7 protein-coding genes are annotated in these 14,221 nt (G+C 22.1%); 6 read left to right on the top strand and 1 reads right to left on the bottom strand.

The features are described 5' to 3' along the window. Nucleotides 1–7: 7 nt before the first annotated feature. Nucleotides 8–991: a YwaF family protein gene (locus ACM0L0_RS01860; protein ID WP_416738281.1), complete on the bottom strand. Its 984-nt coding sequence runs from the start codon at nt 989–991 to the stop codon at nt 8–10. Between the two features lie 367 nt (nt 992–1,358). On the opposite strand from ACM0L0_RS01860, the gene ACM0L0_RS01865 reads away from it, so the two are divergent. From ACM0L0_RS01865 to ACM0L0_RS01890, 6 genes are all read left to right on the top strand, one after another. Next, nucleotides 1,359–3,905, top strand: coding sequence for a hypothetical protein (locus tag ACM0L0_RS01865; protein WP_416738282.1), 2,547 nt, complete (start codon nt 1,359–1,361; stop codon nt 3,903–3,905). Beyond that, the gene (locus tag ACM0L0_RS01870) at nt 3,906–6,632 is read left to right on the top strand and encodes a hypothetical protein (RefSeq protein ID WP_416738284.1); all 2,727 of its coding nucleotides are present in this window, start codon (nt 3,906–3,908) and stop codon (nt 6,630–6,632) included. Beyond that, nucleotides 6,611–8,827 carry an AAA family ATPase gene (locus ACM0L0_RS01875; RefSeq protein WP_416738285.1) on the top strand — a complete coding sequence of 739 codons (2,217 nt, stop codon included), beginning with the start codon at nt 6,611–6,613 and terminating at the stop codon, nt 8,825–8,827. The genes ACM0L0_RS01870 and ACM0L0_RS01875 overlap by 22 nt, the downstream gene beginning before the upstream one ends. Then, nucleotides 8,817–10,610, top strand: coding sequence for an AAA family ATPase (locus ACM0L0_RS01880; RefSeq protein WP_416738286.1), 1,794 nt, complete (start codon nt 8,817–8,819; stop codon nt 10,608–10,610). Before ACM0L0_RS01875 ends, ACM0L0_RS01880 begins: the two co-directional genes overlap by 11 nt. After that, a complete protein-coding gene (locus ACM0L0_RS01885; RefSeq protein ID WP_416738287.1) occupies nt 10,597–12,678 on the top strand; it encodes a S16 family serine protease in 2,082 nt (693 codons plus the stop codon). Before ACM0L0_RS01880 ends, ACM0L0_RS01885 begins: the two co-directional genes overlap by 14 nt. Before the next feature lie 883 nt (nt 12,679–13,561). Then, a complete protein-coding gene (locus ACM0L0_RS01890) occupies nt 13,562–14,155 on the top strand; it encodes a variable surface lipoprotein (RefSeq protein ID WP_416738288.1) in 594 nt (197 codons plus the stop codon). The last annotated feature ends 66 nt before the right edge of the window (nt 14,156–14,221 follow it).

Below are 14,221 nucleotides of genomic sequence, written 5' to 3' on the forward strand. Positions count from 1 at the left end.
AAATCCGTTAAGCACGGATTTTTTTGTTAACATTTTTCAATGATTCGATAAAACCTTTTTCACTAGCTGCCAGTGAAATAAATTTCTTTTCTTTGTTAAATGAGAAAACAACTTTATCTTGCAGTTCAAATAAGTATGCACTAGCAAAAAAGTAAAGTGATCCAAGAATTGATAAAGTAATCAAGTTAGTTGGTCAATGAAGTAATGGTCCAAGTAAGTTTGCAAAACCATTATATTGATTCATTCCAGTATAAAAGTAATTGCTTTTTCATTCAATTGGTGCTAAAGCATCAGTGAAAGCGTTTATTGTAAATACAGTTAATAAGAATGCTAAGAAAATTTTACATTGAGTAGCAACATCACTTACCGTTAATTTGTATGGATATAAAACTCCAAAAACTGTAACTGAAATAATAATGAAAACGTGTAACCCCATAAGATCATAGAAGTAAACATTATTTCACGCTACATAATAAGTTACATCAACCCCAGTTTGAAAACTTTGTCCAAAAACTGTAAAGGTTTCTCTTGGTGTATAAACAATTTTTAAATCAGGAATTGCTAAAGCAATAAAAGCACCTAAATATGCTGCTGTCGCAAAAAAGCGTAAAGCTTTTGGTTTATTTAGTGCAAGAATAATTCCGATACATAATCCAACCAAACGACAGAAATGCAATGGAATCGATTCTCAAATTCTTGGATAGTGGCTTAGTCCCATATTTAATGAACGTAAAAACATTCCAATTAATAGTAGAATTCCTGTTGCTCTTATTAAGATTTCTTGCACTTTTGCTGAAGGTTTATTTTTTTGTCATGAAGCTTGGATTTGTCTTTTAAATATTCATCAAAAGATCACAAAAAGAACAGTTGCAATGAGACCTATTTTCATTAAAATTAAAGTAATCGATAGGTTATTTGCAAAGTTATTATCTGTTCCAGTCCAAGATAAAAATGAGTGTTTAAGGTATCAATACTTTTGTTCTAAATTCATCACTCCCTTTCAATAGGTAATATTATAAATCAAAAATTGTATTCACAAATATAATAATGTGTACTAAAAACTTGTGAATGAAATCTGAAATTAGTATTTTATTTTAAAATAAGAAGTTATTCCATAACTTGTCATCACTGGATTTTAATAAATTAAACTTATGCTGCAATTATAAAATTTTAAACAATAATGATTTCTAAAAATCTAATTATGGGATTAATTCTTTGATGCAAAAAGTGCTTTTGAGATTTTACAATATGATGCATAAATTCTTGTATAAAAGTGGGAATTTCAGTTTTATTCCACATTTTTTCATATTTAAACTATTTCTATTTTGAAAAAATTAAAAAAAACAGATAATTTAATTATGAAGATATTAAAAAATGAAAAAACTGAGAACTTTAATTTATATGAACTTTTTTATATATTTTTATCTGTTAAAAATCAGATAATTAATGAAAATTTTGTTGAATTTTTTTTATCCCAAAGCGAAAATTCTTATGATCAATTTAGTGATAATGTTTCTGCATTTTTTAAAATTTGAGTAATTAGTTTAGGAATAACCAATATAAATGAAATATTCAAGAAAATTGAAAGTAAAAAAATTGAAAGAAAAATTAAAAAATGAAAAAAGAAACATAAAAATGAGCTTACTTTCGATACAATTGTTTCACTTTTAGAAAATAACTTGAACAAAATAAATATACCAGTTCAGTCTACAGATTCTGATTTTGGCCAAAATTATATAAATGCCACCTTGCTATTTAAAGATAGAAAGTGGAAGGAATACACTAAATTATATTTTTCCTATTTTATGTGGGATTTATTAGATATTCAGTTCTTTAAAAATGCGATTATTAAACCAATAAAAAAACAAAAAAGATGTTATTTATTTATTTCTGATATTTCACTAATAAAAAATAAAGAGCGATTTTTAAAAAATGTGTGAATTTTCTTAAAGAAAAATGATAACGTAAAATTTACAATATTTAAGGATATAAATGATTTTGTGAGTTTTTCAGCAGATAAATCATCACTTCTTTTTAATATAAAACCAATTTTTGTGAACAAAGATAATTTAGTGATCCCAAAAGAATTAAAAAGTTTTATATTGATATCAAATTTTTTAAGTGAAAATATTAACAAAATTTATGAATTAGAGAATAAATATAGTGATTACGCCATATTTCGAAACTTTTTAAACTATGATTCAAAAAGTAAACAAATAAATTTTGCAATAAGCTTATTTATTAGAAAAGTATATTCTCGGGAATCTATAACTTTCGTTACATATATTTCTAATTTCAAAGTAAATATTTTAGAACTTGACAAAATGCTATCAAGCAATATAAATAAAATTTTAAACAAAAACATTGATATATTTTTTGATGATAGAAAAAATATAGAAATCGATTTGACCACTTATGAGATTAAAGAAAACGAAGAAGAAAATAACATACCATTAAATTTATTTTTAAATGTAAAAAAATCTAGTTGAAAACTATTAATTTCTTGAAATAACGATTATAAATTACATTATTATGATCATAAAAGCAATATTAGTGTTATAGTAGACGAAAAAGAATACAATATAAAAATAAATGAAATATGCCTAAATGATTCATTCGATTTTGTTGAATCTAAAATCGAAATAACATTAGAAAATATAGGAAAATTTGAAGTGTTAATTAAAAATAACAAGCTTGATCATATAAAACAAATTGAAAATTTTAATAATAATAGAGTCTTCTTTATTTGGTCTTTTATTAATAATAATTCGTTAAAGATAGAACACAACAATACAGATTCATTATGCAATATTAACCCATTTATATTAATTTCAGATGAATTATTAAAAAATATGCGAAATAGTAAATCCATTAATATTTTGCACTTATTAAAATTAAATGATATAGATATGAGGGGTATAAATCAAATTGATTCTCCAGATATCACTGCAAATGATAATATGCCTTTTATTTGTCTTGATGATAAATATAGGTCTAAAAATAATGAACAAAATTCACAAATATATAATTTTATAAAAAAACATAATTCTGCTATTTATGAAAAAATAATGAATACTAAGTCATTTAATTATTTCTCTTGGCAAATCGATGAAGATGATAAACAAAATAATATTTTTTTAATATTTTTTAATGAAAATAATTATTTCTTTTTATCATTGTTCTTAAATATTAAATATATTTCTGAGTTAACATATTTTCAAAAGTATTATATTTCAAGTGAAATGTGTACAAGCCAAAAAATGTTTCCAACGTCCAATAAAAATCTATTAAATTCAAACTCAAAAAAAGAATATGAAAAATATGCAAATTCAATATGAGAACTTTTAGATGAAGCATCTGAATGTTGAAATTACTGACTTTCAATCGATGAAAATAATAAAGTGCCATTTTTTTCAACACATGAAGATTTATACCCATCTTTAAGTGAATTCTTTACTAAAGAAAATACTAACTTTATTTTTAAACTAAGTACAAATTATTATTTACCTAATTTATTTGAATTATATTCAAGCAATGATAATAAAGAATATTTTTTAGTGTTTAATATGTATGAATTTGAAGGCAAAATTAATAATTCATATAAACTAACCTACCGCAAACCAAAAATATTTACTTATTACTTTCTTTATAAATTATTAAAATCTCAATTATTAATTTTTATAATAAAAAATTATTTATCTTTTGTTTCAGATTTACAAAGAGAAATTTGCGGTAAAGTAAATAATATTTTTACATTGGATCAGTATTTGTTGCAAAATCATAATTGTTCTGAGCCAATAACTATTATTAAATATTTATATGACCAATTTCACCTTTTAGAAAATAAATATAAAGATTCCGAAATAGCTAAAAACATTATAGAAATTTTACAGGAGACAGATTAAATGAATAATCAAAAAACATACAGTGCAAAGTCATATCCTAAATTAAATCATTATATATCTTCCATGTTTTTAAGTCCTAATGTAATTAAAGATATATATAATACTTTCATTGAAACATTTCCTAGTTTTGAAGAAAATTCTGAAAACGCAAAAAGCATTATCAAAGAAAACAGATATATTAAAAATGTGGCATTTATTTCAGAATTTGGGTTTGGTAAATCTTCATTTTTAAATACTTTCTATATAAATAATGAATTTAAAAGAATTGTTCCAAAGCAAATTTTTGATACTTGAATTAGAAAATACTTAGATGAAGTTATATATAGAGAAGATTTAGAAAATAATGAGAGTCTAAATCCTGAGATTACTCATTATCATAATAATGATGATGATGAAGAAGAAGATTATTACGATGATGAAACATTAACAGCAGATATGGTAGAATCAAAGAAAGAGTATAAGAATCAAATATTCTATTATAATCAACTGAATGAAAATATTTTTGAAAAGTTTTATCCTTTATTAAAAAATTTCTTATTAAGAAAGAAATTAATCATTTTTATAGAGAAGAATTTTTATAATGATGATGATGACATCCAACTTGAAAATTTCACCAAAATATTTGGTCAAAAAAATGGGCTTGATTTATTTAAAAATAAAAAAAACATACAGTATATTTTTACTAATTTATATATATGTTCCAAATTAATACAAGCTATAACTAATGTTACTAAAAAACTACCACTATTTATTTCTACTCCAGAATTCAAATCCATCACGACAGAAGAGAGACGTACAACAATTTCAGAAGTTGACATTCAAAAAACGATATTAAATTCATTAATCTACCAAACAAATAAAAATATTTTTAAAAATACTTTTTCTAACACAGCTACAACAAAATCATGAATTAAAGCCCTAATAATATCAATAATAATTTCTTGTACTGTTATTTCTATTATAGGCTTCATAGCGTTAAAAATAGCAAATATACCTATGGATATTTTTGGCAGTGAATCGCAAAACATTACCATTTTGAATCCTGACAAAAATCCATTGGGTTCAGTAATCATCGACAATGATATAAACCCTAATATTAAATATTATGTAATGGCATTTTATATCTTTTCATTTATAACATTTTTTGTATTGATTGCTTTTATTTTTGTAAAACTTATTGATTTCATACGAAATAAAAAATATTTAAAAATAAAATTAAAAAGTTTCGGTACTTCATTTGCTACATTTGAATCCGAAAATGAAAAAACACCTTTTGAAATTCAAAAACACACTATTTTTTCTTTAATTTCAATGAATAAATCAGAAATCATTATTTTTGAAGACTTAGATAGGTTATCAAATAAAAATATATTTAACTCATTACACAAATTAAACTATGAATTAAATTTATACCTTGAAAACTCTAAAAGTTTAAAAATGAAAAATAAACAAATAAAATTTATCTATGTTATGAGCGATAGTGTATTTGAAAACAAAAATGAAAAAAATAAGTTTTTTGATATAGTTTTAAAATTTCATAATTCTAGATTGCACAATGCTTTCATAGACAAAGAATTGGTGAAAAATATTAGATCATTTTTAGATAATAACTCTTCTGAAATCCCAAATTTAAAGACAGAAAGACCTACAATAATGCTTTGGGATAAATTATCTAATTATATTGTTAAAAATATAAATGATTATCGTTCATATTTAGAGTTTGAAAATTATGTACTTAATAATGAGCTTATCCAAACTGATAGTAATAAAGATATTGCGCTATTTTTAGCAAAAAAAATTGAAGGCAAAGAAGAGTTACAAACAGAAAGCAAACCCCCACTTTTAATAAATATTGTTGATTTGTTTCAAAAATCTTTTGACCTTTTTGAAATTAAAACAAGAAATAACTTCATCAATAAGAGAGGTGAAGCATATAATTTATTAAAAAAAATAAATAAATTTAAAGAATCGATATCAACAGACTTTCATTTAGAAATGGAAAAGATACAAGATGATATCGCAACTTATATTAATAAAATAAATTACAAAAATGAATATAATCAATATTTAAATTACTTAGAACAAATAATCCAGATAATTGAAAAATTATTTAAAATTTGATTGAATTGTCTTAATATAACATCAATGTATTTATTTATTACAAATATCGAAAATTATAAAAGTCTTTTTATTTCTGTAGATAAATTTTGAACAACTTGAGACCAATATACAGGTGATGAGTCAGTTCTATCTATATTGGATTCATTAAAATCCTATAAAATATTTAACTTTAATAAAAATGAGAAAAAAATGACTTTTTTAAATAAAAAAGAATTAAAAAATTTAATAAAAGAGTTTAACACTAACGATTTTGATCAAAATATAGTAAACAGTATAGATGATAATTTAGAAACATTTTTGTTATTCGTTGATTATGATTTAATTGAATATAACAAATTCTTATCAGCAGAATATAATGACAATATAAAACAGTATAGTTACTCTATAGATTCATGTATTTTATTTAAGTTACTTCATATTAGTGATATGCAAGCATTAAATTTTTCAAAATTACATAATTTTATTATAGAATGACTTAATCTAATTATTAAATATAAATTTACAATGAATAATGAAGAACTATGTTCTCAATATTTATCATCAATAATTCTTTGTATATTTGGTTCCGAAGATATAAAGTATTTATGAAAAAAATTAAAAATATAATTAAATTGTATTTTGGAGGACAAATGTTAAATAAAAAAATTTCTTTTTTAGAATTTTGCAATATTTATGCAGATATAGAAAAATACATAAGTTCATTAAATGAATTTAAAAAAACATTAATAAATAGCATCAATAATGTTGAAATTAATTCAAATATAGTATACGAAGATCGTTTTTACCCTATGCAAGCCACTAAACAAATTAATAACATCTTATTATTTATTAAAAATCAAGGACTAGAAAATAAAATTTTAACAAATGAAATTTTAACTCTTTTCTTCTTCTTAAATCTAGAAAAAATTACCAAAAAAATTGAAATAAATTTGTTTAATAATGATGATCGTGATGATTTTTTTAAAAGTGAATTATTTTATTTATTTTTAAAACATGATTACGAAGATGAAATGTGTGAATTTAAATTAGATCAAGAATTTTTGAATTTATCATTTCTGAAGAAAGATGATATTTTTCGCCCACAATCTGATGATTATAGCAACAGACTTTTTTATTCAACATATGATTTTGATTTTTCAAAAAAAATTGATGATATAAATAAAAATTCAAAAATTTCTGCGTTAGAAAAAAATGCTGAAGTTTTAAAAGAGTGCTCGGGATTCTTCTTTAAATTTATTAAATTGCTTTTTACTGAATTTTACCAATTTAAATTCAATATAGATTCTAATAATGTAGATAATGAAATATTAAAGAAAATTTTTAATGCTTTACAAAGCAAAAAGAATTTGGTACTCATTTATGATAATAATTTGCATAAGAATATATGGCAAGGCATAATAAATAATTTTCTAAACATAAATAACATTCATAATCTTAAATTGCATAGTTCTGAAGCGCTTCTAACAATGACTGAATCAAAAAATATCGGCAGAACAGGTGCATTGGTTATTGAGCTCAAAAAAATGCTAAGTTCATTCACCACAAAAGAACAAGTATGCTATTGATTTGAAAATTGAGAGCCAATAATATTTTTTGGTACAAGCAATGATACTAAACTAACAAGCGAGACTTTTGATGAAATGTTATCACAAAAAATGTTTTATAAAGCTTCGAATATAATATGAATGAAGGTTGGATTATTTAACTTTTGTAAAAATATTATAAATTATAAAGATTCGAGTGATTGTGAATATATTTATTTAAATGAAATCCCAATTGATAAAATTGCTAATTCTATTGCTGATAAAATAAATTTACCAATCTATGATACTATACCATTCATTAAATTCTGCAATGATTATCTTTCTGATTTTTTATTAGAAGATATTTTAAATGAATATAATTGTCAAAAAAATGAATATACAACCTTCCTAATAAATAAATTAAATAATGAGTTTGGAGATATCAAAATACCAAATTTAATCAACGATATGAAAAATATAAATATGAATGAAAATTTTCGAAAAATTATCTCAAAAGCATTGTTGATTATTAATGATCCTAAAAAAATAAAAAAAACTAAACCTTACTCGGTAATGGTATTGGGCAATAATATAGATACTAATATTTTTAACAATATATCAAATTATAAGATTTTTTACGAACTTGATTTGGATAAAATAAATCCAATAGCTCTTTTTGATTCAAATCCACTTATTTCGGATTCACTAATAAATATAATAAAGAATCATCCTAATGCAATTATATGTTTTAACAACATTCAAAAAGCGCCAAAATCAGTAATAAATAAATTCTTAAATATTTTAGATGAAGGTTATCTAGTTGATAATAATAATCAAAAATATTATTGCTATTTAAATACATTTATACTTATCGATTCTGATAATGATAAAATTCAAGCTTTTAATCTTCAAAATAATTGTTTTTTAAATGATTTCCTAACTTATTTTTACCCACCAGAATTTATTGCCAGATTTACAGATACTATACTAAACGATAGTGAAATAGATATACCTGTTGTAGATAAATTTATTAACGATTTTATTCAAAGCATAAAACATGAAAGTGATATTAAAATTATTTTTAATTATGATTCAATTAAACGTAATATTGGCAATTATTTATATTCTGATGCGAAATTAAATAATTTAAAATTTGAAATTTTAAAAAAAATGCATCCATTTTTAATCAAATACAATACTGGTAAAATAATTATTTTTTGCGAATACGGAAACATAAGAATTAAGTATGAAAAAAAGGAAGATACACATGCAAAATAAAACGGATTTAATATTATTCAACAAATATAAAGATCTTTATAAAAAAATCTTATTAAAAAATGAAAATAAATCTATCCAAAAGAATAATGACATTAATTTCGATAGTTTAACAGAATTCGATTTACTATTTTTAAATTTAGAAGGTTCAGTTCATAAAAAATCTCAAATAATAAATTTCGATATAAATAATGAATTCCTAATTAATTTTAGCTCTTGAAGTAGTCGTTCAAAATATAAATTTCCAAAATATTTTTCTACTACAAAAGAAATAGAGAAATCCTTTAGAAATAATAAAAATGTTTTCCTAAATACAATAAACTCAAACACAATTAAAGAAATTATTTCTAACCTAAGTAAAAAAAATAAATATAATTTCATAACTTTTGATATAAAAACAATTTATCAGATAGAAAAAACAAATAAATGAGGTGATTATGAAGATGTAATTGAACAATTTTTGACATATTTAAATTTCATTTCATTATCAAATAAAAATATAGTTTTAGTAATTAAAAATTTCTTTGATTTAAGTTTCACCAATTCAAACAATGGATTTCTTAATTATGGAAATTTTGAATTAATAAAACAAGTTTTGCACAATCCTTATATTAAAATAATCATATATTCAACAGATCATGCAATGAATTTATTTGCTAAAGAATGTGAAATATTTTCATACTTCGATAAAATTTCTGTACCATCAATCATTGATAATATAGATGAAAACATTAACAAGTTTTTTGAATTTAATTTGCCTCGCAAAATCAGGATCAAATCGGACAAAAATATAAAACTAACAACTAAATACATAAGACAATATTCAACTGCCATTTATCGTGATTGTGAAAAGCTAATTGATCCAACAATTGATTTAACATATTCAAAACTGAATAAAGAGTTAAATCGATATTTTGCTGTTAACAATAATAAATATTCATATGAAGAAATTAAATCATTACTAAATAGAAATATAAAGTCACAGAAAGAAGTGATTAATATTATTTCAAAATATTTATTTTTGAACTTGAATAATTATTATATAAATACTCATTCTTTTTTATTTTTAGGAGAGAGTGGAGTTGGAAAGACTGAATTGTCCAAACAAATTGCAAAAACATTTTATAATAATAGACTTTTAATAATAGATTGCACAAAAATACAAGATTATAAATCATTTGTGAATTTCATCATAGATGATGATCCAAAAAATTCAAGGAGCTTGTTTAACTATTTAAAAAATAATTCAAATTGTTTTGTGTTGTTTGATGAAATTGAAAAATCAGCTTATTTATCTAAAGCAACATTTTTGGGTTCGATGTTATCCACCAAAGAAATTATTTCTATTGCTGGTGATAAATTAAAAATTACAAATACAATTTTTTCATTCACAAGCAATTTATATAGTTCGGATTTAACAAAGTACAAATTTAATAATAAACAAATATTTTCATTATTATCTTCATATTTTGGAAATGATTTTATAAATAATCTAGATGAATTTGTGTACTTTAACCCATTAAGAAAATATGATTTAAAAGACATTTTATTATTAAAATTAGATGAATTATCTAAAAATTACAACATTATATTAATTAATAAAAATGAATATATAGAATCATTATTTAAAGTTGGAGATCCATATAATACTTTGAGATATTATATTTCATTAATGAATTCACATTTTTATAATTTTGCAAAAGATATTACTGATAACATTAAAACTATTAAAGCATATTTTAGCTTTGAAACTAATCAATTTGAGGTTTACCATGAATATAATTAAAACACAAAAATTTATTTATAGAGGTTCTAAGTTTTCTTATACATTTTTAGAAAAACCGGAAATAAATTCTAGTATCGTTTTTGAAATTTACGACAATAACACTTTCCTTTATAAAGTTAACGCAAAAATTATAGGTTTTACTAATAACAATATATTTTATAAAGTATTATTTCATCCTTTAAATAAATATGAGATAAATGATACACAATCAATTCACAAAGTTGTAACTGATATAAATTGTTTATTAGATGATTTAAAAAGTGATATCAAATTTCCAAAAACGATTGTAACATATGATAAATATATAAATCTTATAGAAAAAGTTAATACAGAATTTAACCTTTTTAACATCAAATATTATTCAGATCACTTTGTAAATAACTCTATTTATAGTCAGCTTAATGAACTTAAAAATAAATTAGATTCACATTTATCTTATCTAAATTATTCTGAATTTAAAAATATTCCTGAAAATATCTTAGAAAGATATAAAAGAACGAAAGTAAACATATTAATTAATAAAACTATTAATAACGGAAATCTTGAGCCCTTTATGGAAGAGTTAAACAAACGTAATGAAATTTTGATAAAGCTTCCATGAAAAAAAATAACAAATGAATTGGTAAAATCAAATATAACTTCTAGTGATATGAATTCCACATATAGTCCAATTTATAAAGATTTTTATAATTATATTGGGACATTAACTACTTTAACAAAACAACGTAAAAATAATAATGAATTATATAATTCTGCATCAATAGTTGTTGATGATTATGCATTCAGTGAATTAACAAGTAAAAGCATAGAAGCACCATTATACATTTTAAATGGTGAACCAGGAACTGGAAAAACATATTTTGCTGAAAAATTAGCCAATAAAATTGGTAGAAAGTTTATTAAGATTTCCTTAGGGAACCTCTCAGAAATAGGATATTTTAGAGGTAATAGTAATGGGCCAAGCATTATTCTGCAAAAATTGTTAGAAGTAGGAGTTTCTAATCCGGTAATTTTATTGGATGAAATTGACAAAATTCATCCAAGTTTATTTGCTGAGTTACTCGATATATTAGATAAAAAACAAAATGATCATTTTTATGATAACTATTTAAATGTAGAATATGATTTATCGAAAATTATCTTTATTGGAACTAGTAATTATTTTCAAAATTTACCTAGCGAAATAATATCTAGGGTTAAATTTTTACAGATAAATCCTTATACCATTGATGAAAAGATTCAAATCGCCCAGAATATAGCAATAGATTTCCAAAACCAATATGGCATCATTGAAAAAAATTATGTAACTTTTAGCCCTGAGGCCTTAAAAATTATTATCATGTATATAACAAATGAATCGGGTGTTAGAAAGTTAAAACAAGAAATTGAATCATTGATTTTTTACGCAATATCACATAACATCAAAAATATAGAAGAAGCAAATTTGAGAGAATATTATTCTAAATTTTTAGAGGATTACAAATATTACAAGAAACTTTATAAAAATAAAGAAAAATTTCCCGGCATGGTTAATGGACTAGCTGTTTCAAGCTATAAGCTCCATTCAGGAATTCATAATATAACTTGTATTCATTCAATAGTAAAAACTGATACACCACATATCGAATTTTTATCGGAAGTATCATCAACTACACTAAATTCTGCTAAAATAGCATTAAGATATGTTCTTGCTAATAAAGAATTATTTGAAATAAATACCGAAACACAAAACTTACTATTTACAATTTCATTTGATCAAATTTATATTCCTAGCGATGGTGATTCAGCAGGAATCGCCTTTGCAACCGCAATTGTATCAGATTTATTAAATAAAAAAGTTCCATCAAACTGAGCTATTACAGGTTCTATAGATTTAAAAGGTAACGTTCAAGTTGTTGGTGGAATTAAAGATAAAATCGAAGCAGCATTTGAAGATGGAATAACAAACTTCATAATTCCTTATGAAAACAAAAGAGATATCAATACAATTGACTCAATAATATTAGATAAAATAAAAATCTATTCTGTTAAAAATTATGAAGAAATTTTCAAATTATTATTTAAATAATTATTTACTTTATAAAATTTTGTGTGAAGTAATAAAAATATTTCATCACCTTAGCACTATAATCTTGATATAAAAAATAAATAAAATAATATAATTAATATACTTTTTTCATTATCAAGGTTTTTATCTAACACTTTTATTATCAAATAATAAAAGTGTTGTTTTTTATGCACATTAAAATTGTTTTCTAAAAGTATTTATTTCATTAAAATCACATAAAACTAAATATCACAGTTACTGGATTCTTCTAATCAGAATATGGTATTAATAAATAGGCATATTTTATCATTTTTAATAATAGTGAAAATCCATTAATTCAGCATTTTTTTATCCGACTTATTATTACTTTTTTATTTATGTTTTTTAGTTTTATTTGCAATTTTACATGTCTTAATTTTAATATTAAAATTTTTGTTTAAACTTTGACTACTAGTTTAAACAAAAATTCATTTTCATATTATTTTGTTCTTGCACTAGTTCAGAATGATTGAAATAATTATTGATGTTTTATTAAATACACTTCTTATTAATTATTTTATAATCCTAGTGCAATATATTATAATCATATTTTTGGATATAATAACTTTACTATTTTTATATTGTTTTTAAATTAAATAGTTAGATCATTCATATGAAATTACTGCTGATGCAGTTTTATTAATTTAAAATTAAATCGATTTATACACTTCTAAAATTTTGGAATATATTTCTTATTTTATGATTTTATAATCAAATAAGAAATATATTTCAAGTATTAAATAGTTTGATATAGATTATACTACAGAAACTCTACAATATACATAGCTGTATATTGTAGAGTTTCTGTCAACCATTATTTGTTTATTTTAAAATGTAATATAATATTCATATATAGGAGAAAATTATGAAAAGAATTAATAAATTATTTATTACTTTAGGAAGCATTGCTACAACAAGTATTTTACCATTAGTAGCAATGTCTTGCGTAAATGAAAACAAGGATGATAAAAATCCAAATGATAAAGGAGAAACTGATAAAAAAGTAAATCCAGAAATTAAAGAAAATACTATACCAGAATTTAAATCTAAGTTTGAATTTAGAAAATATATTGGTGATAACATAACCAAACCTTTATACACCATGATTAAAAACTTTCAACCTGGTGGTCATGTTGATGTTGCTAAAATTCAAAACATGGCTAAATTATATGTTGAACTATTAAAAAATAAAGAATACGGAGTTAGCCAAGATGAATTAAATAATTTTACTACAGGGTTTTCATTTAAATCATCTTACAATAAAGAAAATTACTCACCAGCAATGGTTCAAGAATTAAAAGAACAAGGTATGTGAGAAACACCTCATTTCTGAGAAGAAGGGGATTTTGATAAAATTTTTTTACCAATTGCTAATGGAGAAAATAAAAACATTGACTTTTTAACATTAAATATTATTGATAATTTTATTGCTGAAAGTCGTATTCATTTTAGTATCTAAAAGTAGTATAAATACTGCTTTTTTATTAATTTTATGATATGATTATATTAAGAAAGGAGATAATTA

Source organism: Mycoplasma razini, assembly GCF_048076865.1.
GTDB lineage: Bacteria > Bacillota_I > Bacilli_A > Mycoplasmatales > Metamycoplasmataceae > Mycoplasmopsis.